The sequence below is a fragment of the Streptomyces sp. NPDC055078 genome (assembly GCF_053607985.1).
In genome coordinates this window covers 1-22,989 of record NZ_JBSGUP010000061.1, presented here as the reverse complement: position 1 = coordinate 22,989, position 22,989 = coordinate 1, and the positions used below count along the sequence as shown (strand labels likewise).

Here is a 22,989-nt window from a genome sequence, read left to right as displayed (position 1 = left end):
CGGTCGACGGCCGCCCCTTCACCGAGATCGCGCGCGGCACGGCCGAGGACATCGAACGCGCCCTGGACGCGGCGCACGCGGCGGCCCCCGGCTGGGGCCGCACCCCGGCCGGTGAACGCGCCCTGGTCCTGCTGCGGATCGCCGACCGGATGGAGGCACACCAGGAACAGCTGGCGGTCGCCGAGAGCTGGGACAACGGCAAGCCGGTCCGGGAGACCCTGGCGGCCGACATCCCGCTCGCCATCGACCACTTCCGCTACTTCGCCGGCGCCCTGCGGGCCCAGGAGGGCTCCCTCAGCCAGCTCGACGACGACACCGTCGCGTACCACTTCCACGAGCCCCTGGGTGTGGTCGGCCAGATCATCCCCTGGAACTTCCCGATCCTGATGGCCACCTGGAAGCTGGCTCCCGCGCTGGCGGCAGGCAACGCCGTGGTGCTCAAACCCGCCGAACAGACCCCGGCCTCGATCCACTACTGGCTGAGCCTGGTCGCCGATCTGCTCCCCGACGGAGTCCTCAACATCGTCAACGGCTTCGGTGTCGAGGCGGGCAAGCCCCTGGCGTCCAGCCCCCGCGTCGCGAAGATCGCGTTCACCGGGGAGACCACGACCGGGCGGCTGATCATGCAGTACGCCTCCGAGAACATCAAACCGGTCACCCTGGAACTCGGCGGCAAGTCGCCGAACATCTTCTTCGACGACATCTGGGCCACCGACGACGATCTGCGCGACAAGGCACTCGAAGGCTTCACGATGTTCGCCCTCAACCAGGGCGAGGTCTGCACCTGCCCGTCCCGCGCCCTGATCCAGCGCGGCCACTACGGCGACTTCCTGGAGGCCGCCATCGCCCGCACCGAACAGATCCTGCCGGGCCACCCGCTCGACACCGGCACGATGATCGGCGCCCAGGCGTCCAACGACCAGCTCCAGAAGATCCTGTCGTACCTCGACATCGGCCAGCAGGAAGGCGCCAAGATCCTCACAGGCGGCCGGCGCATCGAGTACGACGGCGAACTGTCCGGCGGCTACTACATCCAGCCGACGATCCTTGAGGGCAACAACCGGATGCGGGTCTTCCAGGAGGAGATCTTCGGCCCGGTCGTCGCCGTCACCTCCTTCTCCGACTTCGACGACGCCATCAGCACGGCCAACGACACCCTCTACGGCCTCGGCGCGGGCGTCTGGACCCGGGACATCAACACCGCGTACCGGGCGGGCCGTGCGATTCAGGCGGGCCGGGTCTGGACGAACTGCTACCACGCCTATCCCGCGCACGCGGCGTTCGGCGGCTACAAACAGTCGGGCATCGGCCGGGAGAACCACCGGATGATGCTGGAGCACTACCAGCAGACGAAGAACCTGCTGGTGTCGTACTCGCCGAAGAAGCTGGGCTTCTTCTAGGAGCCGAAAAAGGGTGCCCGGCCAGGGAGTTTCCCTGGTCGGGCACCCTGACGGCGCACTTCTACGCGGTGAGTCGGCATTCGGCGTCGCTCGGCCGAGTCAGGCGGCTCGGATCACCGGTCGGGCGTTGCGCGCCGTCACGGGTTCGCCCTCCGGTCAGGCCGTGTCCGGCCGGTGCCGAGCTCGACCGTCCGGCCGAGGCGGGCCGCCTCTGCACCGGCAGCCTGTACGCCATGGCCCGGCGCACCGCCGACGCGCTGACCGCGGACGGCGGCACCGTCCTGGTCCTCAGCGCCCGGTACGGGCTGATCCCGCTGGACCGGGTCATCGAGCCCTACGGCGTGCCGCCGACGACGAGACGGACATTCCTGCCAACCGCTTGACCGAAGCAGATGAGTCGCCGAGGACGTGGCCGGGAGTGGATTCGGGGCGCTGGCCCCGCAGGGGGGAACGGCGGTGCGGACGATGCCGTTCGCCGGCGGTACGGCGGAGTGAGACCGAAGGGCGCGGGGCAAGCCGCGGTCACCACCGCTCCGGTGTCAAGGACCTCGGCAGCGTGGTCCGCGTTCGCCTGCGGGAGCGGTAGTGCGGCTCCGTTGTTTCACTGCCGCATGGGGCACACTGGGCAGTGTCGCAAATAGTAGGGATGGGGATTATCAACATCGCAAATCTTCGGAAGGTCGACCTCAATCTGCTGGTCGTCTTCCAGGTTCTGATGGAGGAGCGGCATGTCACCCGTGCCGCTGCCAAGCTGCACCTGAGCCAGGGGGCGGTGAGCGCGGCCCTCGGCCGACTGCGGCATGTCTTCGACGACCCGCTGTTCCAGCGCACCCGGGCGGGTATGGTCCCCACACCGAGGGCGCTGGCACTCGCTCCCCGGATCGGCCGTGCGCTGGCCCTCGTGGACGAGTCGGTCTTCGCCGCGGGGGAGTTCGACCCCCACACCGCCACGCGCACATTCCACCTCGCGCTCTCGGACGACCTGGAATCCGTGCTCGCGCCGAGGATCATGGCAGAGGCGCTCCGCAACGAGTGGAGCGTCACCTTCTCCTTCCACCAGACCAACAGCGTGCTCTGGCAGAAGGCCCTCGACGACCCCCGGACCGATCTCGTCGTCTGTGTCAGCCCGCTCCACGTACCCGCGGCCTACCGGCAACGCATCCTGTTCGCCTCCAGCTACGCCTGCCTCTACGCACGGGATTCGCCGTCCCTGTCCGAACCGCTCACGCGAGAGGAGTACCTGGCGGCCCGGCACGTACGGGTCTCCTACGATGCCCAGCGCGGCTTCGTCGACCAGTACTTCGAGGAGCAGGGACTCGAACGCAGGGCCGTCGTCTCGGTGAGTCACTTCGCCGGCGCCGTCCCCATCCTCACGCCCGGTGATTGCATCGCGACCGTGCCGGACTACACGGCACACGCGCTGGCGGAGTCCGTCGACGCGCTCACCTGGGCCCCGCCACCGATCCCCGTCCCGCGCTTCACCATCGCGCAACTCTGGAAGGTGGAACGCGAATCCCAGGCAGAGCAGGCATGGCTGCAGGAACTGGTGGAACGGTGCGCGGGGCCTCCGCCTCGCGCCACCCAGGCGCCGGAACAGCACACCCAGGATTCGGGAAGGCGGGCCCGGTGATGCGGCCGCCGAGGGCCGTAGCGTACGAGTTCCGCGCTCTCGGACGCCTCGGGCATGGGCAGAGATGCCGGATGTCACCGCCCGTCGGATGTCTGGTTGAGAGGCCGCTTGGGTGAGGTGTCGACGTTGAGGGAGAAGACGTCGGCGCGCGCGTAGTGCCCCGAAACGTCCAGGTCCAGGCTCTGGCGAATGATGTCGGATGTGTCGGCCTCGGCGTACAGAATGCACTCCTCGTCGTACACGGGCCCCGCGAGGACCTCGCCGCGCGGGCTGATGATGGCGCTGCCGCCGCGCATGAGGACATCGTCAGGTGCGGTGCCGAAGGCGGCCGCGTACTCATCGGGGTAGTCCTTGCGGCGCATGACCTGACAGGCGGTCAGGACGTAGCAGCGGCCTTCGAGGGCGATGTGCCGCATGGACGGGATCCAGGTGTCACGGTCATCGGCGGTGGGCGCGCAGTAGATCTCGATGCCCTGGCTGTACATGGCGGACCGGAGCAGGGGCATGTAGTTCTCCCAGCACACCACACTGCCCAGGGCGCCGGCCGGGGAGTCGACGACGGGGATGGTCGAGCCGTCGCCGAATCCCCAGATGAGACGCTCGGCCCCCGTGGGCATGAGCTTGCGGTGGTGGCCCGCGAGTGCCCCGTTCTCATCGATCATGGCGATGGTGCAGTACATGGTGCGGCCGGCCCGTTCCACGATGCCGATGACGACGAAGATGCCGTTCTCGCGTGCGGCGTCGGCGACAGCGGCGAGTTCGGGGCCGTCGAGTTCGACGGCGCTGTTCCACGAGCGCAGGAACTCGTCGCGCCCTTCTTCGGTACGGCGTCCGATGAGGCTGCCGAAGGACAGTGCCTTGGGGTAGGTGCCGAGGACGGCTTCCGGCAGCACGACGACACGGGCACCGTTGTCGGCGGCTTCCTCGATGGCGGCGACGGCCTTCTTGGTGGTCGCTTCGGAATCGAAGGCGATGGAGCCCAACTGGGCGACGGCGACTTTGGTGGCGGTCATGGGGTACCTCCCAGGGCGGTTGACGGGTCGGGGGCAGACGGATGAGCGGAAGCGCCGGCGAGGTCGTGCGAGGTGAGCACCGGCTCAGTGGACATCCATCACCGTGCGGGCGAAGGGCAGAATGCCGGTCCGGGGGTGGCAGTTGACGTATTCGTAGGAGGCACAGCGCGGCAGGACGAACACTTCGTGCCAGGTGGTCACCGCGCGATCGGCGCCGTACTCGCGGTTCTTGCGGATGGCGTGCTCGTAGATGGCCGCGTGGGTGGAGTGTTCGGCGGCCCAGCGCTCCAGCGATTCCAGTGTGTGGAAGTGCCCGTAGACGGATGTCTCGCGCTGCGGCTGAAGGGTCGTCGTGTCGCGGCTGGTCATGATGCGCAGGGACATGGTGCCTTCGGTGTCGGCCTTGCGTTTGAGGTGCTCCATGCCGGCCATGAGTTTGGGTTCGAGGGATTCCCTGTAGTCCCGCAGCTGTTCGCCCTCGGCCCCGGCGTAGAACTGTCCGGAGCGGATCACCGCGGTGTTGTGACCGCTTTCCGCACGCAGGCGACGCTGGAGCGAGGGGACGGCGGGAGTACGCCGCCGGTGCGGGGAGCCTGCTTCGAGCCGGTCGATGGCGGACGCGGGCATACGGTCGCGGGCGGCCCCGTAGTAGCCGTTGGTGGTCATGGGGCTGACGCTGATGCCGGGGCAGGCGGCGAGCCCGAATTCACGGCGCGGGTCGGAGTAGATCGTCTCCAGCCGGTCCAGTGGGGTCTGGACGACTTCGTGCCAGGCGCCGAAGGAGATCGAGGACGGGTCCAGCGAAGCGAACCAGGTGGCCAGGCGGGAGTGCTCCGCCCAGCGGGCGTGTTGTGTCGCGTCCCGCCAGTAGCCGAGGTGGACGAGGTTGACCATGCCCTCGTCGTCGGTGAAGGACAGCAACTCCCATGCCTCGGGGCGGTGGTTGCCGGCATCCGTGTGGGTGGCCCGGATGGTGGCGAGGAACTCCGCTGCCTCCGGTGACGTCTCGCTGCCGCACTGGATGGCGAGATAGTCGCAGGTCATCAGCGAGATGGGGGCGTCGAAGGCGGCGGTCCAGCGCGGGGCGCGGGGCGTGTGCCCGGGAGGGCGTTTCTCGGGGACGGTGCGGGGATAGGCGCTCTGCCACATCAGGCGTTCACCTCCTTGGTGGTGCGGTGGGACCGGGTACGGAAGGGCGAGGTGACCGATCCCAGGTCGATGCCCTTCGTTTCGCGCACGATGGCACCGCCGACGATGGCCAGGCTGCACAGCACGCCGATCCAGATCCAGAAGGCCCACTCGCGGCCGGACTGGTTGAACCAGGTCATCAGGTAGGGGGCGGTGCCGCCGAAGAGAGCGACCGAGATCGAGGTGGCGAAGGCGACGCTGGTGGCCCGGGTGCGGGTGGGGAAGAGTTCGGAGATGAACGCCGGGTACATGGCGGCAGCCATGGCCCAGATGGCCATACCGGCGGCCTGTGCGACGAACAGCGTCCAGGGCGCGTCGCTGACCAGCAGGGAGAGCGGGTAGTACAGGAGGATGGAGCCGATCCCGAACCCGATGATCATCACTCGGCGGCCGAAGCGGTCGGCCAGGGAGCCGCACAGGACGATCACTCCCAGCGTCAGAGCCTGGGCGAGCAGGCTCGCGATGTAGGCGTCGCTGGAATCCATACCCCGTGAGGAGATGGCGAAGGACGGTGCGAAGGTGGCCCACACGTAGTACGTGCAGTTGTGGCCGCAGGAGAGCAGTACGACGAGAACGCCCGTCTTGAAGGCCATGGCGCGGGAGGGCGCCGGTTCTGTCTCCTGCTCGTCGGCTTCTGCGGTGTTCTCGAACTCCTGTGACTCCTCGGCGCTGCGCCGCAGGAAGAGGACCAGGAAGCCGAGCAGCCCGCCGAGGACGAACACCAGGCGCCACCCGTACTGCTCCATGGCCTCCTCGCCCATGGTGCTGGTGAGCAGGGCGCCCAGGCCGGTGGCCAGCATGACGCCGAGCATGACCGCGACGAACACCGAACTGGCCCAGAGGCCACGCCGGTCGGCCGGGGCGATCTCGGAGATGTAGGTGTACGAGACGCCGGACTCACCGCCGTGGGCAAGACCCTGCAGGAGGCGGGCGACCAGGAGAAGCACCGAGGCCCACACGCCTATGCTGTCGTAGCCCGGCACAACGGCGATCATCAGGCTGGCGGCGGCCATGATGCTGATCGTCGTGACGAGGACGGTTTTACGGCCCCGGGTGTCGGCGAGTTTCCCGAAGACCAGGCCGCCCAGCGGCCTGGCAAGGAATCCGACCGCGAAAACCGCCAGTGTGGCCAGGAGTGCGGATGACGGGTCGCTCTTTTCGAAGAAGTGTTTGGCGATATACGTGGAGAAGACCGCGTACAGGGTCCAGTCGAACCATTCCAGCACGTTGCCTGCGACTGCGGCACGGATGGAACGCACCTGGCCAGAGCTGATGGTGTGTCGATCCTTGGGGCTGCTCGGCGGATCTGCCGCAGCGAGCGGATTTGATGTGTGGGACACGGTCACCGTGGTCTCCTGGCTGAAGCGCCCGACGTGAAACGTCGTACGCGAACGGGGACGAGATCGCGAGCATCGACCTGAAGGCGCCATTAGGTCTTGGTGATCCAGCACACTACGTCGCACCGAATATTCAGGGAAACAAATTCTCTTCATGGCCATAATTTGCGACGCTGATAACTGGCGCGGCCGTCACCACGGCACACACGGCGGCGGATCCTGGCTGTCGCCCCGCCGGAACGGTTCAGTCCGAGGGGACAATGGGGCACAGCCCCGGAGAACTCCGCGAGCGCCGGCGTGGCCACGGCGGGAACGGGAGGCCGACCGGCCGGTCGGGGCCGAGGAGGAGTGGTGCACGATGAGGCGATCTCGCTGGATGCCGGCCTTTGCGATCATGACCCTGGTGGTGAGCACCGCCGGATGGGGGGCCACCAACCTCCTCACCGACGCACCCCCGACGGCGCGTGTCCCCCGCCCGACCACCGCCCCGGACCCGGTTCCCTGCGACCCGGCGGTTGACGGCCCATGCACCTGGCCGGGCGAGAGCTGCGCCGAGTATGTCCAGCGGCACCGGCAGGCCGCGAGCACGGCCCCGCATCGAGCCACTCAGGTGAACTGCACTGAAATCGCGCAGGACTGAGACCACGAAGATCTCAGTGAGTACGTCCGCCAGGACGGGGAGGTACGGATCCCGGGCCGAAGGGATGTCCGACGAGGTGGATCTGCGGTAGCCGGTCGGGGTGACCGGGCTGGACGACGGCCGGCGCACCACGACACACCACGGGTGGAAACCCTTGGTTGCCAGAGCCGGGTACCTGTCCGGGGCCGCCGTCAGAAGCAGCAGGCATCGCGTACGCCGCACCGGAACTCCGACGGGGCGGCCCAGCGACCGTTATCTCGTCGACAGCTGGGGCACTGGAGCAGGACGGCGGACAGTTGGTGGAATGCGGCGGTCCCCGGGGAGCCGGGCAGAAGCGCGGCAGCCTGGTCCGATACGGGGGAACCGGATCGTTCCATCCCCGCGATCGCCGGGCGGGCCTGAGCCTATCGACGACCAACCAGAATAGCTAATAAACTTCATCAAGTGATTGACGTGATGTCTCCGGGGCTTCTACGCTGGCCCAACGACGCAGGCCGCGGCCGACACCCGGCTCCTGCCGCCACCCCGTCCACTACACATCATCAGCCGTTCGTACCACCCGGGAGGGCTGGATGAGCACAGAGACGCCGACCCCGCAGCGGGCCGAGGATACGGCCCCCGACGGCGGTATCCGTGCGCCGCTGACGGTCGGGCGCCCCGAGCTTCTCCCCGGCGGCACGGACGACGACTTCCGGCAGCTGACCCACGGGCTGTTCGCGCTCGCCGCACGGCACGACGCCGTACGTGCGGGCCACGCGGCCATGGTCGGCCTCTCGGGCGCGCAGTACACCACATTGATCACGGTCGCCCATCTGGCCACCCACGGCGAGGTCCGCGTGAAGGACATCGCGGAGCACCTGTGGGTGACACCCACCTTCGCGACGATGGAGATCAAGAAACTGGCCGCCCAGGGGCTGGTGGAGAAGAGCCGCAGCACCGAAGACCGCAGGGTCCAGCGGATCACCGTCACGCCCGAGGGGATGACGCGGCTCCGCAAACTCGCCCCCATCCAGCGGCAGGTCAACGACCGGCAGTTCGCCGACTTGACCGCCGAGGAATTCCGCGAGCTGAACCGGCTGGTCAGGCGGCTCATCGCAACGTCCGACCAGGCCCTGGCCCTACAGGCGTTCATCGCGACCGAAACCCCCTCCGTTGTGGAGCACGGCCCCTAACCCTCCGCACCCGCACCCGCACCCGCACCCGCACCCGCACCCGCGTACCGGACGCCACCGCGTCGGCACACCGCCCCATGACCAAATAATGAACAAACCTAAGTAATTTCATTCACCGAATAGCAGCCAGGCGCCGCACGCGGGGCTCGCCGCACCGCCCACCCCGACCACACCCCGGGCGCCGCACGCCCCCTGCCCCCACCCCGACCGGCCGCACGGACCACGGCGCGGCAACTGCCCGCAGCCGCCCGGAAGCCGGACCCCCGGCAGCCGTCAAGGGCGCGGCACGCCTCACCTGACGGCGCGAGGCGAGCGCCCCACAGCCGAGGCCCCACTGACCGACCTCCGCACCGCTCCCCCACACTCCCTCCCCGACACCGCCGGCCTCCGGTCGGCAGATCGGCAGATCGGCAGATCGGCAGATCGGCAGATCGGCAGATTCATCATGCCCATGAAAGGAACCGCCGTGTCACGCACACTCGCCGTGGTCAACATCGGCACACTTCTCACCGGCGACATCGACACACCCGTCGATCAGGCGGCCGACTGCCTGATCGCCACGGACGGAACAATTGCCCATCTGGGCCCGGCCGCAGACAGCCCGACCCCGCCGGACTCCTGCGACGTCGTCATCGACGCCCAGGGCACCACCGTCGCCCCCGGGCTGATCGACTCCCACTGTCACGTCGTTCTGGGCGACTACACACCCCGCCAGAAGACCGTCGACTTCCTGGAGAGCTACACCCACGGCGGCATCACCCGCGTCATCTCTCCGGGCGAGATCCACGCCCCCGGCCGCCCGCACACCGCAGTCGGTGTGAAGGCGCTCGCCATCGCCGCCAAGACCTGCTTCGACAACTTCCGCCCCGGCGGAATGACCGTTCACGCCGGGGCGGTCGTCCTCGAACCCGCCCTGCGGCCCGAGGACTTCGCCGAGCTGGCCGCCGCCGGAGTGCACCTCGCCAAGTTCGGCTTCGGCGCGTACGCCGACCCCGCCGACGGCGTCGACCAGGTCCGCTGGGCCCAGGAGGCAGGCATCACCGTCATGTGCCACTCCGGCGGGGCCAGCGTCCCCGGCAGCAAGCCCATCACCCCCGACCACCTACTGCTCCTGCGCCCCGATGTGTGCGGGCACATCAACGGAGGCCCGACCTCGCTGCCCGAGGCGGGGCTGGAGCGGGTGATCACCGAGTCCGGCATGGCGCTCCAGCTCGTCCAGGCGGGCAACGTCCGCTCCGCCGTCCACATCCTGCGCACGGCCGCCGGACGCGGCGAACTCTCCCGGATCGTCATCGGCTCCGACACTCCCACCGGCACCGGCGTCATGCCGCTGGGTGTCATCAAGACCGTCGCCGAACTGTCCTCCCTGGCCGGAGCCGACCCGGCCGAGGTCTGGGCGATGGCATCGGGCAACTGCGCCCGCGTATGGAACGTGCCCGGCGGCGTCCTGACCCCTGGCGCGCCGGCGGACTTCGTGGTGCTCGACGCCCCGTGGGGCTCGGCGGGTCACGACGTCCTCACCGCCCTTGAGCGCGGCGACATCCCGGGCATCAGTGCGGTCGTCACCGACGGAACCGTCCGGGCCGGACGCAGCCGCAACACCCCCGCACCCGCCCGGTCCGCCGGTATCAAGGGGTACCTCCCACAATCATTCAGTGCAGCACATTGACGAAGTTACTTCACTAATTTACTGTCGTCTCATCGCCGGGTCCGTGAAGGAGAAAGCACATGTCCCCTGCTCCCAGCACCGGCACGGTGGCGCAGTCGCCCGAGTTCAAGGGCGAGTTCGTCGCCGCCCTCTCCCGGTTCGCGGCTTCCGTCTCCGTGATCACCTACTACGCCGACGGCGAGCGTGCGTGCGGGATGACGGCCAGCTCGGTCAGTTCACTGTCCGTGGAACCGATGAGCCTGCTCGTATGCATCAACAAGTTCACCCGCACCCACACGGAGATCGCCCGACGGCGCCGGTTCGGCATCAACTTCCTCGCCGAAGACCAGAGGAGCATCTCCAACCAGTGCGCCCGCCCCGGCGGCGACAAGACCCTCGACGCGAACTGGCTGCTGCCCTCCGAAGACGGCCGTGCGCCGTTCATCGACGGTGCCGTCGCCTCGTTCGACCTCGATGTGTCCGCCATGCACGAGGCGTTCACCCACTCCGTCGTCGTCGGCACCGTCCGCGGCATGCGCCTGGGCGAGCAGCACCGTCCGCTCGTCTACTGCGACCGTTCCTACCAGCGGATGGAGGAGCCGGACGACACCGCCCTCAACCGTCTGTGGGAGCGGATGCTGTTCGGCTCGATGGCCTGACCCGCCCCTGCAAACCGAAACCCCCGGAACACCGAGACTCCCATGCTCCGTAACCCCGAAACACACACCCCGCACACCACACGCACCACCGAGAAGGAGGAGCCATGCTGAGGACCGGCAGTCAGTATCTCGCGGCTCTCAAGGACGGCCGCAGGATCTACGTGGACGGAAAGCTCGTCGACGACGTCACCACCTACCCGGGCTTCGCCGGCCCGGTCGGCGTCATGGCCGGTCTCTACGACCGGATCGCGGAAGACCCCGACGCCCGCTACACCGACCCCGAGACCGGCGAGACCTTCTCCCGGATCTGGGAGCCGCCGTCCACCCCCGAGGCCCTCAGCTCCCGCCGCCGCAACCACGAGCGCTGGGCCACCCCCAGCTTCGGCCTGATGGGGCGCACCCCGGACCATGTCTCGTCCCTGCTCACCGCCTTCGTCGGCTCCCGGCATCTGTTCGCCAGGAACGGCCAGAAGTTCGCCGACAACCTGGTGCGCTTCTACGAGCGGGCCCGCCGCGAGGACCTGTACGTCTCGTACGCCATCGTCCCCCCGCAGATCGACCGCTCCAAGCCGGCCCACCAGCAGCCCGAGCCCTTCCTCTACCCCGGTGTGGTCGAGGAGCGCTCCGACGGCATCGTCATCCGCGGCGCCCAGATGATCGGCACCTCCGCGGTCATGGCGGACTACATCCTGCTCACCTACGTCGTCCCGCTCCAGCCCGGCGACGAGGACTACGCCATCTCGTGCGTCATGCCCGTCAACGCCGAGGGCGTCAAGCTCTACCCCCGCCGCCCCTACGGCGAGGCCGCCACGAGCACCTTCGACTATCCGCTGTCGTCCCGCTTCGACGAGAGCGATGCCATGATCGTCTTCGATGACGTCCTCGTCCCGTGGGAGGAGGTCTTCGTCTACAAGGACGTCGCCCTCACCCGTGAGCAGTTCACCCACACCGGGGCCCATCTGCTCGCCAACTACCAGGCTCTGAGCCGGTTCTGCGTCAAACTGCGGTTCGCCTGCGGCCTGGCCATGAGGCTCACCGAGCTGCACGGTCTGGACAAGCTGCCTCCCGTGCGCGGGCAGCTCGGCGGCGGCGTCGCCACCATCGCCTCGCAGATCGAGGGCCTGGTCCGCGCCGCCGAACTCACCCCGACCAAGGTCGGCGACATCTACATCCCGGACCAGCGCTTCATCTACACCGGAATGAGCCTGCAACGCCAGCTCATCACCGAACTCCTCCGGTGGCTGCGCGAACTCGCCGGCGGCTCCCTCATCGCCGTACCCTCCTCCGCGGACTCCTTCTCCTCCGCCGAGACGGCCGACGACGTCCGCCGATACTTCCGGTCGGTCGCCGCTCCGGCCGACGAGCGTGTCCAACTGCTCAAGACCATCTGGGATTTCGTCGGCACCGAGTTCGCCGGGCGCCAGCTCCAGTACGAGATGTTCTACTCCGCCGCCCAGCACATCTGCGACGCCCGCGTCTTCGACAGCTACGACTGGGACGGCGCCCGCCGGCTCGTCGATCAGCTCCTGGCCCTGGAGACGGACTTCACCTTCGCCTCCCACACCACCGCGTAACACCCTGAAGGGACCGACATGCAGCTCAACATCAGGCGCTGGTACACCCAGATCGACGAGATCAACGAGGTGATGGGCCAGTCCGACGAACTCGGCCCCCTGCGGAAGGTCGCGGTGTGCGCCATCATGGAGAACCCCTACGCCGGCGAGTACGTCAAGGATCTCAGCGAACTGGTCGCCGCCAGCGAGCCCATGGCCGACGAACTGTGCCGCCGCGCCCGCGCCGCACTGGGCACCCCCGTCCAGAGCTACGGCAAGGGCGGCCTCGTCGGCACCTCCGGTGAGCAGGAGCAGGTCAACGCGCTGCTGACCACCGTGTTCGGCAACGCCATGCGCCGTCACGCCGACGGCGGGTTCGCCTGGGTGCCCTCCTTCACCAAGCGCGCCGAGCGCGGCGAGCCGATCGACATCCCCCTCGCCCACAAGGACGCCCTCTACGTCCGCTCGCACTACGACGGCCTCACCGTCAAGCTCGCGGACTCCCCGGGCCCGGACGAGTTCGTCGCGATCGCCGTCTACGCCAACCGAGGCCGTATCAACGCCCGCATCGGCGGTGTCCCCGCCGACCAGATCGCCGGGCAGGACGGCCTGCGCTGACCTCGCGCATCTGACTGCCGGGGCAGCACCCCGTGCGGTCAGCCGCCTCGCCCCCTCGGCGCACCCTCCCCGAAGCGCTGAACGGAAAGCCGCGTACACCGACACCGGGGCAGACAGGCCCACTCCTGTCTGCCCCGCCACCGGCATATCTCCGTCCCTCCGGACCGCGGACACACCTCCCGCCCCGGACACACAGCATCCCGGCCGCACACACCTGCGGGCCGCCGGCATACAGCATCCCGGCCGCGCGCCGGCCGAGGCCATCCGCGGAACACCGCCGGGCCGCGTGGGGTGCCGTCCTCCGCCTGTGTCATATCCATGGGCCGTCCAGCGGCTGTCCGGCGGAGGACACCACACCGCTTCTCCCGCCACCGCAGTTGAAGGGATCCCTCATGCCACCCACCGCTCCGCCGAACGCGCACCGTCCTGCGGGCAGCACTGCCGGCGCGCACTCCGCCTGGGTCGTCCCCCTGTGCTGGATCACGGTCCTCCTGGAGGGCTGTGACCTCGTCATCCTCGGCGCGATCATCCCTACACTCCTGGACACCGAGTACCTGGGCATGACCACCGGTGACGCCACTACCGTCGCCGCGATGTCCCTGGTCGGCGTCTCGATCGGCGCGCTTCTGGTCGGACCGCTGGCCGACCGGTTCGGCCGCCGGCGGCTGCTGATCGCCTCCACGGTCCTGTTCTCGGTGTTCACCCTCCTGGTGCCGCTGGCGTCGTCGGTGGCGATGTTCGCCGTGCTCCGCCTGATAGCCGGGATCGGCATGGGCGCCTGTATGCCCGTGGCTCTCACGATGATGGCCGAGCACATGCCGGCCTCCCGGCGGGCCCAGGCCAACACCCTGACCATGACGGGCTACCACACCGGTGCCGTCGTCATCTCCCTGCTCGCCCTGTGGGCGTCGGACAACTGGCATGTGCTGTTCTATGTGCTGGGTGCGGCCGGCCTGATCGTCGCCGCCGTCCAGGTGCTCCGGCTGCCCGAGTCGGAGGCGTTCGTCCGGGCGAAGGAGGCCCCACAGGCCCGGAGAGTACCGTTCACCGAACTGCTCGCCCCGGCCTACCTCCGGGCGGGGATCGGGATCTGGGTGGCGTCCTTCATGGGCCTGCTCCTGGTCTACGGACTCAACACCTGGCTGCCGAAGCTGATGAACGACGCAGGCTATCCCGTACCGGCGGCCGTGACACAGCTCCTCATCCTCAACGCGGGCGGCGTCGTGGGCCTGATCATCGGCGGGTACGTCGCCGACCGGCGCGGCATCAAACGCACCGCGCTCCTCTGGTTCGCCGCCGCGGCGGCGATGCTGGGCAGTCTGAGCGTACGGTTCCCCAGCGATCTGCTGCTCAACACCGTCATCTTCCTGACGGGAACGTTCGTCTTCTCCGCGCAGGTACTGCTCTACGCCTACGTCACCCAGTTCTACCCGGCGGACATCCGCGGCACCGCGCTCGGCGCCGCCTCGGGGCTGGGCCGCATCGGCTCCATCGTCGGACCGTCGATCACGGGCGCGCTGGTCTCGGCGGGATTCGGACACCCGTGGGGCTTCTGGTTCTTCGCCGTGGTGGCGGTCCTGGCCTGTCTGGCGGTACTCACCCTGCCCGCCGCCGGACATCCCCGTGCCGCCGAGCCCACCGGCTGACGGAACGGCCGCCGGGGCCCGACGAACGCCCTCTTCGCGCGACTCTTCCCCCTGCTGCCGGACACAGCGGACTGCCCGCGTGGAACAGGACGGAACATGACGGGGCGTCATCTGTCCGGACAAGTTCCCCACCTCAACGAGGTCTCGGCTGAGCCGAGTTGACCTGTTCCGGCATGAGGACGCGGATCCGGCAGTGGTCTCGACGGAGGGCCGGCTCGGGGCCGGATTCACGGGCGGCCCCGTGTCCCGGCGACGAGGTCCAGGGCCACGTCCGTGATCATGTCCTCCTGGCCGCCGACCATGGCGCGGCGGCCGATCTCGACAAGGAGTGTGCGGGTGTCCAGCCCGTACCGTTCGGCCGCTGCCTCCGCGTGGCGCAGAAAGCTGGAGTAGACACCGGCGTACCCCAGGCTGAGTGTCTCCCGGTCGACGCGCACCTCGCGGTCCTGGAGCGGGCGGACGAGGTCGTCGGCGGCGTCCATCAGGGGGAAGAGGTCGCAGCCGTGTTGCCAGCCGATCAGTTCCGCCACGGCGATGAACGCCTCCAGCGGGCAGTTGCCGGCGCCCGCGCCCTGTCCGGCGAGGGAGGCGTCGACGCGGGTGACACCGTTCTCGACGGCGACGACCGTGTTGGCGACGCCGAGGGCGAGGTTGTGGTGGGCGTGGATGCCGAGTTCGGTGTCCGGGTCGAGCACGTCCCGGTACGCGCGGAGACGGTCGCGTACTCCGTCCATGGTGAGCCGGCCGCCGGAGTCGGTGACGTATACGCAGTGGGCGCCGTAGGACTCCATCAGCCGGGCCTGGCGGGCGAGTTCGGCGGGCGGGGCCATATGGGACATCATCAGGAAACCGGCCACGTCCATGCCCAGTTCGCGGGCGACGGCGATGTGCTGGGCAGAGACATCGGCCTCGGTGCAGTGGGCGGCGACGCGCACGGAGCGGATGCCGAGGGCGTGCGCCTGCTTGAGGTCGCGGACGGTGCCGATGCCGGGCAGGAGCAGTGTGGTGGGGACGGCGTGCCGGGCGGCGTCGGTGACCGCCTCGATCCACTCCCAGTCCGTGTGTGCGCCGACTCCATAGGTGATGCTGGAGCCCGCGAGGCCGTCACCGTGGGCGATCTCGATGGCTCCGACGCCCGCGGCGTCCAGCGCGGTGGCGATGGCGTGGGCCTGGCCGACGGTGTAGCGGTGCCGGATGGCGTGCATGCCGTCGCGCAGGGTGACGTCCTGGATGTAGAGGGTCGGGCGAGTGCTCTGCTGAGGGGTCGTCATCGGGTGACCTCGGTCGTGGCGCGGTGGGAGGCGATGCGCTCGGCGGTACGCAGCGCCGCGGACGTCATGATGTCGAGGTTCCCCGCGTAGGCCGGCAGGTAGTGGGCGGCGCCCTCGACTTCGAGGTATACCGAGACCCGGGCGGCGTCGTGTCGCGCGGCCCCTGGCGGCAGCAGTGCGCGCACGGGATCGTCGGCGGGTACCGCGTCGAACTGCACCTGCTGTTTGAGGCGGTAGCCGGGTACGTACGCCCGGACCCGGCCGGCCATGGCCTCGACAGCGGCGGTGACCGCCTCCCTCTCGCCGTGCGAGATCAGGCAGTGCACGGTGTCCCGCATGATCAGTGGCGGCTCGGCGGGGTTGAGGATGATCACCGCCTTGCCGCGGGCCGCACCGCCGACGCGGGCGATGGCGTCGGCGGTGGTCTCGGTGAACTCGTCGATGTTGGCCCGGGTACCGGGCCCGGCCGAGCGGGAGGAGATCGACGCGACTATCTCCGCGTAGTGGACGGGTGCCACGGCCGATACGGCGGCGACGATCGGGATGGTGGCCTGGCCGCCGCAGGTCACCATGTTGACGTTGGGCGCGTCGAGGTGTGCGTCGAGATTCACCGGCGGGACGACGTACGGGCCGAGGGCGGCGGGGGTGAGGTCGACGACCGTGCGGCCGAGGCCGCGCAGTACTGCGTCGTGGCGGCGGTGAGCACCGGCGGAGGTGGCGTCGAAGACGATCTCCACATCGGCGAACTCGTCCAGGGCGACCAGGCCGTCCACGCCCTGGTGGGTGGTGGCGATGCCCAGGCGGCGGGCCCTGGCCAGGCCGTCGGAGGCCGCGTCGATCCCCGCCAGTGCGGTGACTTCGAGGGTGTCCGAGAGCCGCAGCACCTTGATCATCAGGTCGGTGCCGATGTTGCCGGAGCCGATGATCGCGACCTTGGCCGGGTCAGGCATGGCTGTCCTCCACGCGTACGGAGAAGAACTCGGCCGCGTTGCCGCCGAGGATGAGGGCACGCTCGGTGTCACTCAGGCCGGGGCAGTCGCGGACGACCGCACCGGGCCGCTGTTCCCCCAGCGGGAAGGGGTAGTCGGTGCCGAGCATGACCCGGTCCGGTCCCATCACGTCGACGAGCAGCCGCAGTGCTCGCGGGTCGAAGACTGCGGAGTCGACGTGGAAGCGGCGCACGTACGCCGACGGCGGCTTGGGTGAGTCTGCGCGGACGAGGTCCCGGCTGTGCCAGGCGTTGTCCGCGCGGCCGAGCAGAAAGGCGAACGAACCACCGCCGTGGCAGAAGCACAGCTTCAGCGATTCCGGCAGCCGCTCGAACGAGCCGGCCAGCGTCATTCCCAGAATGCTGAGCTGGGTCTCGGCGGGCATGCCGACCAGCCACCGCAGCATGTGCGGGCGCAGTCGCCGGCCACCGGGCATGTCCCAGGGGTGGACGAGCACCGGCACGCCTTCGTGCGCACAGTGTGTGAGGAACGCGATGATGTCCTCGTCCGACAGGGAGCGGTCGCCGACGTGGTTTCCTATGTGGACCCCTCGGTGTCCGGCGGCCGCCGCGTTCGAGACCGTTTCGCAGGCCAGCTCCAGATCTTGCAGGGGTACCTGGCACAGCGGCAGCAGCCGGCCGGGCGCGTCGGCGCAGTACTGGAGAATGCGGTCGTTGACCAGGTCGCACCACTGTGCGGCACGGGCCGGCGGAGCGTCGTATCCGAACAGCAGCGGTGTGGACGATATGACCTGGGCGTCGACGCCGAGCGCGTCCATCTCGGCGACCCGCTGCGCCGGGTCCCACAGCGGACCCGTCACGGGACGGTACTCCTCGGCACCGCTCATCATCATTCCGGTGCCGTCACCGTGGACACGAAGCCACGGTGCGCCGACATCGCGGAGTATGCGGCTCTCCGGCCGCGATATCTGGGGGAAGACATGTGCGTGGACATCGATGACCGACAAGGGGCTCTCCGTTGGCCGGGTCAGGGGCGGGGTTCGGTACGCGGTCGCATCCGCTCGGGCCAGTGCCGCCCCGGATGCACGGAGCCGCAGTGCGGGCAGGTCCGGTCGCCGCCGTAGAACGAGTCGAAGACGGGCGGCAGATCGTCGACGATGGAGGTGAGCTGGAGCACGGAACGGTGCACGAGGCGATGGCAGTCGACGCAGTACCACTCGAAGGCGTCCCGCTCGCCCTCCGCCCGGGCGAACTCGACGACCAGGCCGATACTGCCCGGCTCGGGCCGCTGCGGGGAGTGCCGCACATGCGGTGGCAGCAGGAAGACGTCCCCTTCGTCGATCCGCACATCCACCGGTGGCTTGCCCTCGTCCTCCATGACGCGGAGCACCATGTTGCCGCGCAGCTGGTAGAAGAACTCTTCGAGCGGGTCGTCATGGAAGTCGGTGCGCTGGTTGGGGCCGCCGACCACGGTGACCATCAGGTGGGCGTCGCGCCAGACCTGGACATTGCCGACGGGCGGCTTGAGCAGTTCCTGGTGTTCGTCGATCCACCGGGCGAAGTTGAACGGCCGGCCGTTGGTGAGCTGTGGCAGGGCCATGGCGGTCTCCTCAGGGCGTGGCCTCGGGAAGGTGGGCCACACAGGCGATCTCGATGAGCAGGTGGGGGTGCGGGAGCTGGTGGACGGCGACGGTGGTGCGGGCGGGCCCGGTCTCGTCGAAGTACTGGGCGTAGATCTCGTTGTAGCCTCCGAAGTCGTTCATGCTGACGAGGTACGTGGAGATGGTGACGATGTCGCACAGGTCTCCACCCGCGGCGCGCAGCAGGTCGCGGATGTTCTCGATGACGGCGCGGGTCTGTTCACGGATGTCGAGAGTGGTGGTGCCCATCGCATCAGCGCTCGCCCCGGCGAACGACCCGTCCGGCCGCCGGGAGCTGGTCCCGGAGACGTAGACGATGTCACCGGCACGCTTGATGTGCGGGAAACGTCCGCGGGGCGGGGCCTTGCCCTGTACCAGGACGCCCGGATCGGTGCTCATCGGGTCGTCACCTCCACCTGGCCGAGCCGGGCTCCCAGGACCCTCACGTGCGCGGCTCGGGGGAGCGGTACGGCCTCGGTGGCCGCGCCTGCCAGTACCACGAAGCCTGGCTCCAGCGCGATGCCCGCCTCGCCCGCGAGGCGGGCCGCGGCCAGGAGGGAGCGCATGGGGTGGCCGAGGATGGCCGCCGAGGATCCGGTCGACACCGGGCGGCCGTCCCTCTCGACCAGCAGTCCGAGGTTGCCGAGGTCCAGACCGTCGAGGGCGCGCCAGGGGCCGACCCCGAAGCGGGCTGCCGAGGCGTTGTCGGCGATGACATCGGCGAGGGTGAACCGGAAGTCCTCGTAGCGTGAGTCGAGCACTTCGTGGGCGACGGCGACGCCGGCGACGGCACGGGCGGCCTCCATCGTTGTGGCCCGTCCGGACAGGGGACGGCCGAGCAGGAAGGCGATCTCGGGTTCGATTCGCGGGTGGATCAGGTCACCGGTGTCCAGGACCGCGCCGTCCTCGACCAGCATGGCATCGGTGAGCAGCCCCAGGATGACGTCATCGACACCCATCTGCGCCATCTTCGCGCGGCTGGTGAATCCCAGCTTGACGCCGATGAGCGACTCGCCGCGGGAACACCGCCGTTCGATCACCGCCCGCTGCACGGCGTAGGCGGTCCTGGTGCCGAACGGCTGGGTATCGGTGGGCCGGGGAGCGGTGCGGGTGCCGAGTGTGGCGGAGTCCAGCGTCCGGGCGAGTGCGGCGATGTCCGTTGGTGTCATCTCAGACCTCCTCGGCGGCGTCGGGTGCGAAGGCGACGCGGACGTCACCGAGTCCGTCGATGCGTGCCTCCAGTACGTCCCCCGCCTGCACCGGCACCATGGGTCCCAGCGCTCCGGTGAGCACGGTGTCGCCCGCGCGCAGCGGACGGCCGAGCCGTACGAGGGTGTCGGCCAGCCAGAGCGCGGCGTTCAGCGGGTGGCCGAGGCAGGCGGCGCCCGCTCCGGCGGACACCTGCTCGCCCCGGCGCTCCAGGACCATGCCGGCGAGGCGCAGGTCCACGTCGCGCAGCGGCACCGGGCGCGTACCGAGGACGTACCGGCCGCAGGAGGCGTTGTCGGCGACGGTGTCGGCGACGGTGATGTCCCACTCGCGGATCCGGCTGCCGCACACCTCGATGGCGGGCAGTGCGAAGGCGGTCGCACGCAGCAGATCCGTCAGGGTGTGCCGCTCATGGGTGAGGTCGTCGTCCAGGACGAGGGCGACCTCGGCCTCGGCCCGGGGCTGCTGTACCGCACCCGCGGGGATCTCCGCGCCGTCGGGCACCGCCATGTCGGCATAGAGCATCCCGCAGTCGGGGGTGTCGACACCGAGTTGTCGTTGCACGGCAGGCGACGTCAGGCCGATCTTTCGGCCCGTGAGTCTGCGCCCTTCGGCGAGCCAGTGCTCCGTCAGATGGTTCTGGACGGCGTACGCGGCGCCGATATCGCCGATCAGGTCGCGGACCGGTGCACAGGGCGTCCCGGTGGCGTGGGCGTCGAGCAGTCGGGCGGCCGCGGCTTCCACGGCGGTGGGCCCGTCGGCCCGGTTACGGCGTCCGGCTGGGGTTGGCGGGGTAGCGGTCATGCGATCACCTGGTCTCTGATGCAGCGTCAACCACAGGTCGCTCAGACCTGGAGGCACACGTTCACCGGCTCGGAGAAGAAGTCGAGGGAGTACTCTCCGCCTTCCCTGCCGATGCCGGAGTCCTTGCTGCCGCCGAAGGGGGTCCGCAGATCACGCAGGTTCCAGCAGTTGACCCAGACGACGCCGGCCTCGATGCGCGGCGCCACCCGATGGGCGCGCGACAGGTCGGTGGTCCACACCGTGGCGGCGAGTCCGTACCGGCTGTCGTTGGCCAGCCGCACCGCCTCCTCCTCGGTGTCGAAGGGGGCGACATGACAGACCGGGCCGAACACCTCCTCCTGTAGGACGCGGGAGCGCTGCGGAAGGCCGGTGAGCACCGTCGGTTCGACGTGGAAGCCGTTGTCGCGGGCGTCACCGAAGTGCGGGACCCCGCCGCCTGCGATGGTCTCGGCGCCCTCGTCGGCGGCCAGCCGGTAGTACGAGAGCACCTTGTCCCGGTGCCGGGCGGAGATCATCGGACCGTAGCCGGTCAGCTCCCGGGTCCGTTCGCCGAGCGCGGTGACGAACTCGCCGTAGACGGAACGCTCGACATACACGCGCTCCGTGCACAGGCAGATCTGTCCGGAGTGGGTGAAGGCCGAGCGGACAGTGCCGTCGACCGCCTTCTTCAGGTCGGCGTCGGCGAAGACGAGAGCGGGGTTCTTTCCGCCGAGTTCGAAGGAGACCGGTGTGAGGTGGGCGGCGGCGCCGCGCATGATGGCGGTGCCCGTGGCCGAGGCGCCGGTGAAGGCGATGGCGTCCACATCCGCGTGGGTGGTGAGCAACTCCCCCGCCCCGCCGGCCCCGCGACCATGCACCAGATTGAACGCGCCGGGAGGCAGTCCTGACGCGTCGATCACTTCGGCGAGCAGGGTGGCGGTGCTCGGTGTCTCCTCGGAGGGCTTGGCGACCACCGCGTTGCCTGCGGCGAGCGCCGGGGCGACCTTCCAGGTGAGCAGCAGCAGGGGGAGGTTCCACGGCGAGACCACCGCGACGACGCCGATGGGGCGCCGGACGGTGTAGTTCAGCGCCTGGCCGGTGCCGGTGCTCCAGCCGGGTACCGTCGTGAGGTGGGCACGCTCGGAGCGGCCGTACACCAGATCGGCGTAGGCGCGGAAGTTGCCGATGGCACGCGGAATGTCCATCGCGGCGGCCAGCTCACGCGGCTTTCCGGTGTCCAGCGCTTCAGCGTCGACGAACTCGTCGGACCGGGCCTCGATCCCCTCGGCGATGCGCCGCAGGGCGGCGGTACGGCCTTCGGCACCGGTCGCGCTCCAGGGGCCGCTCAGCGCGGCACGCGCTGCCGCGACGGCGGCGTCCACCGTCTCGCGGGTGGCCTCGGGGACCCTGCCGAGGAGGGATCCGTCGCGGGGAGCGACCAGTGGGAGCGTGTCGGCCGCATCGGTGTGCGGCAGGAAGGCGCCGCCCACGTAGTGCGCCGGATTCATCATGCCCACTCCTCACTTCCCGTCTCTGATGTGCGTACAGGAAGCATCAGCCGGGCGAACCATGCCCGTCCAATACCATTTCTCCTCGCCGCCATAGCCTCATCGGCATAGCGGCGGGTGAGGCCGGTCGGGGCCCGGCGCTCAGTCCGCGTCAGGCACCAGTGCCGCCGCGACGGTGCGCAGCGTCGCGAGCAGCTTCCGCGCGGACGGGCCGGGCGGCCTGTCGGCGGGCAGGGTGACCCCCACGCTGTGACCGATCGACTCCAGCGGCACGGGAAGCCTGGCCAGGCGCGGGTCGCCGTGGCCGATAAGGCTCGGCAGGGCCGCCACCACATGGGTTTCGACCAGCAGTTGACGGACCGTGAGGAACGAGGTGCACTCGATACGGTTCGCCGGGGGCGCCACCCCGTGGCGGATGAAGAACTCCTCCAGTTCGCGGCGCAGCGCCGTTTCGGTACCGGGCAGGATCCACGGAAACTCCAGCAACTCCCGCAGGTGGACATCATCCCGCCCGGCCAGTGGGTGGCCCGCCCCGACGGTGATCCTCACCGACTCGTCGTAGAGGATCTCGCGGGTGGTCGTCCCGCCTCTCGGCGAGGTCAGCCTGCCGAGGATCAGATCGATACGGCCGGCCTCCAGATCGACCAGCAGCGCCTCGGGCGTCGCCTCACGCACGATGACCGTCAGCAGCGGATGCTCGGTCTTGACGGCCGCGATGGCACGGGGCAGCAGCAGGTTCGAGCCCGCCAGGTGCGTACCGACGACCACAGTGCCCCGGTCGGCCTCGGCGATCTCAACCAGATGCCGGGCGGCCTGCGTCAGCTGTGCGAGAACAGCGCGGGCGTGGTCGGTGAACGCCACTCCGAAGACCGTCGGCTTGATCCCGCGCGGTCCCCGGTCGTACAGCGAGACACCGAGGATGGCCTCGAGGTCGAGCAGGCCGCGCGTCACGACCGGCTGCGTCACATGAAGGGCCGCCGCGGCTCCGACGACGCTGCCCTGTTCCGACAAGGCGTCGACCAGGATCAGATGGCGCAGCTTCAGGCGTCCGTCCAGGAGACGGGGTACGTCCATATCGGCCCCTCTGGCTCCACGGCCGGCACCTTCCGGGGACTGCCGTGCCCG

General features: G+C 69.4%; 21 protein-coding genes and 1 pseudogene. 9 read left to right on the top strand and 13 right to left on the bottom strand.

The annotated features are described in order from the left end of the window. The 3 genes from adh to ACWF94_RS08315 form a co-directional block, all read left to right on the top strand. Positions 1-1,400 (top strand): aldehyde dehydrogenase (adh, locus tag ACWF94_RS08325; RefSeq protein ID WP_453485922.1); only part of this gene is annotated, 1,400 nt, incomplete at its 5' end. Positions 1,401-1,468: 68 nt separating this feature from the next. Further along, the gene (locus ACWF94_RS08320; protein WP_453485921.1) at positions 1,469-1,783 is read left to right on the top strand and encodes a DUF6884 domain-containing protein; all 315 of its coding nucleotides are present in this window, start codon (positions 1,469-1,471) and stop codon (positions 1,781-1,783) included. Positions 1,784-2,046: 263 nt separating this feature from the next. Continuing rightward, complete coding sequence (locus ACWF94_RS08315; protein ID WP_453485920.1) at positions 2,047-3,030, top strand: LysR family transcriptional regulator; 984 nt, start codon at positions 2,047-2,049, stop codon at positions 3,028-3,030. A gap of 74 nt (positions 3,031-3,104) precedes the next feature. On the opposite strand, the gene ACWF94_RS08310 is transcribed toward ACWF94_RS08315, so the two are convergent. The 4 genes and pseudogenes from ACWF94_RS08310 to ACWF94_RS08295 form a co-directional block, all read right to left on the bottom strand. Beyond that, complete coding sequence (locus ACWF94_RS08310; protein WP_453485918.1) at positions 3,105-4,043, bottom strand: carbon-nitrogen hydrolase family protein; 939 nt, start codon at positions 4,041-4,043, stop codon at positions 3,105-3,107. A gap of 84 nt (positions 4,044-4,127) precedes the next feature. Continuing rightward, the gene (locus ACWF94_RS08305; protein ID WP_453485916.1) at positions 4,128-5,192 is read right to left on the bottom strand and encodes a phenylacetaldoxime dehydratase family protein; all 1,065 of its coding nucleotides are present in this window, start codon (positions 5,190-5,192) and stop codon (positions 4,128-4,130) included. Then, positions 5,192-6,490, bottom strand: a complete 1,299-nt coding sequence (locus ACWF94_RS08300) for an MFS transporter (protein ID WP_453485914.1) — start codon at positions 6,488-6,490, stop codon at positions 5,192-5,194. Before ACWF94_RS08300 ends, ACWF94_RS08305 begins: the two co-directional genes overlap by 1 nt. A gap of 987 nt (positions 6,491-7,477) precedes the next feature. Continuing rightward, positions 7,478-7,561: pseudogene (locus tag ACWF94_RS08295) on the bottom strand (NADPH-dependent F420 reductase); the annotation flags it as partial. A gap of 219 nt (positions 7,562-7,780) precedes the next feature. Here ACWF94_RS08295 and ACWF94_RS08290 point away from each other — a divergent pair. The 6 genes from ACWF94_RS08290 (at position 7,781) to ACWF94_RS08265 (ending at position 14,504) form a co-directional block, all read left to right on the top strand. Beyond that, entirely contained in the window at positions 7,781-8,380 is a 600-nt protein-coding gene (locus tag ACWF94_RS08290) for a MarR family winged helix-turn-helix transcriptional regulator (RefSeq protein WP_453485913.1), read from the top strand. A 466-nt stretch (positions 8,381-8,846) separates the two neighbouring features. Further along, complete coding sequence (locus tag ACWF94_RS08285; RefSeq protein WP_453485911.1) at positions 8,847-10,049, top strand: amidohydrolase family protein; 1,203 nt, start codon at positions 8,847-8,849, stop codon at positions 10,047-10,049. A 59-nt stretch (positions 10,050-10,108) separates the two neighbouring features. Then, positions 10,109-10,687: a flavin reductase family protein gene (locus ACWF94_RS08280; protein WP_453485909.1), complete on the top strand. Its 579-nt coding sequence runs from the start codon at positions 10,109-10,111 to the stop codon at positions 10,685-10,687. Between the two features lie 104 nt (positions 10,688-10,791). Next, positions 10,792-12,261, top strand: coding sequence for a 4-hydroxyphenylacetate 3-hydroxylase family protein (locus ACWF94_RS08275; RefSeq protein WP_453485907.1), 1,470 nt, complete (start codon positions 10,792-10,794; stop codon positions 12,259-12,261). Positions 12,262-12,279: 18 nt separating this feature from the next. Beyond that, a complete protein-coding gene (locus tag ACWF94_RS08270; RefSeq protein WP_453485905.1) occupies positions 12,280-12,858 on the top strand; it encodes an amino acid synthesis family protein in 579 nt (192 codons plus the stop codon). A gap of 392 nt (positions 12,859-13,250) precedes the next feature. Next, positions 13,251-14,504: an MFS transporter gene (locus ACWF94_RS08265; protein WP_453485903.1), complete on the top strand. Its 1,254-nt coding sequence runs from the start codon at positions 13,251-13,253 to the stop codon at positions 14,502-14,504. 227 nt (positions 14,505-14,731) lie between these two features. On the opposite strand, the gene dmpG is transcribed toward ACWF94_RS08265, so the two are convergent. The 9 genes from dmpG to ACWF94_RS08220 all read right to left on the bottom strand — a co-directional run bounded on the left by dmpG (position 14,732) and on the right by ACWF94_RS08220 (position 22,938). Beyond that, the gene (gene dmpG / locus ACWF94_RS08260; RefSeq protein ID WP_453485902.1) at positions 14,732-15,775 is read right to left on the bottom strand and encodes a 4-hydroxy-2-oxovalerate aldolase; all 1,044 of its coding nucleotides are present in this window, start codon (positions 15,773-15,775) and stop codon (positions 14,732-14,734) included. Further along, entirely contained in the window at positions 15,772-16,725 is a 954-nt protein-coding gene (locus tag ACWF94_RS08255; protein ID WP_453485900.1) for an acetaldehyde dehydrogenase (acetylating), read from the bottom strand. The genes dmpG and ACWF94_RS08255 overlap by 4 nt, the downstream gene beginning before the upstream one ends. Next, a complete protein-coding gene (locus ACWF94_RS08250; RefSeq protein ID WP_453485899.1) occupies positions 16,718-17,731 on the bottom strand; it encodes an amidohydrolase family protein in 1,014 nt (337 codons plus the stop codon). The genes ACWF94_RS08255 and ACWF94_RS08250 overlap by 8 nt, the downstream gene beginning before the upstream one ends. 20 nt (positions 17,732-17,751) lie before the next feature. Beyond that, entirely contained in the window at positions 17,752-18,324 is a 573-nt protein-coding gene (locus ACWF94_RS08245; RefSeq protein ID WP_453485897.1) for a 3-hydroxyanthranilate 3,4-dioxygenase, read from the bottom strand. Between the two features lie 10 nt (positions 18,325-18,334). Beyond that, positions 18,335-18,763 (bottom strand): RidA family protein, encoded by a 429-nt coding sequence (locus ACWF94_RS08240; protein ID WP_453485896.1) that lies wholly within the window; start codon positions 18,761-18,763, stop codon positions 18,335-18,337. Beyond that, positions 18,760-19,533 (bottom strand): 2-keto-4-pentenoate hydratase, encoded by a 774-nt coding sequence (locus ACWF94_RS08235; RefSeq protein WP_453485894.1) that lies wholly within the window; start codon positions 19,531-19,533, stop codon positions 18,760-18,762. Before ACWF94_RS08235 ends, ACWF94_RS08240 begins: the two co-directional genes overlap by 4 nt. Before the next feature lies 1 nt (position 19,534). Continuing rightward, positions 19,535-20,377 carry a 2-keto-4-pentenoate hydratase gene (locus tag ACWF94_RS08230; protein WP_453485893.1) on the bottom strand — a complete coding sequence of 281 codons (843 nt, stop codon included), beginning with the start codon at positions 20,375-20,377 and terminating at the stop codon, positions 19,535-19,537. A gap of 41 nt (positions 20,378-20,418) precedes the next feature. Continuing rightward, entirely contained in the window at positions 20,419-21,864 is a 1,446-nt protein-coding gene (locus ACWF94_RS08225) for a 2-hydroxymuconic semialdehyde dehydrogenase (RefSeq protein ID WP_453485924.1), read from the bottom strand. Positions 21,865-22,005: 141 nt separating this feature from the next. Further along, entirely contained in the window at positions 22,006-22,938 is a 933-nt protein-coding gene (locus ACWF94_RS08220; protein WP_453485891.1) for a LysR substrate-binding domain-containing protein, read from the bottom strand. Positions 22,939-22,989 lie beyond the last annotated feature (51 nt).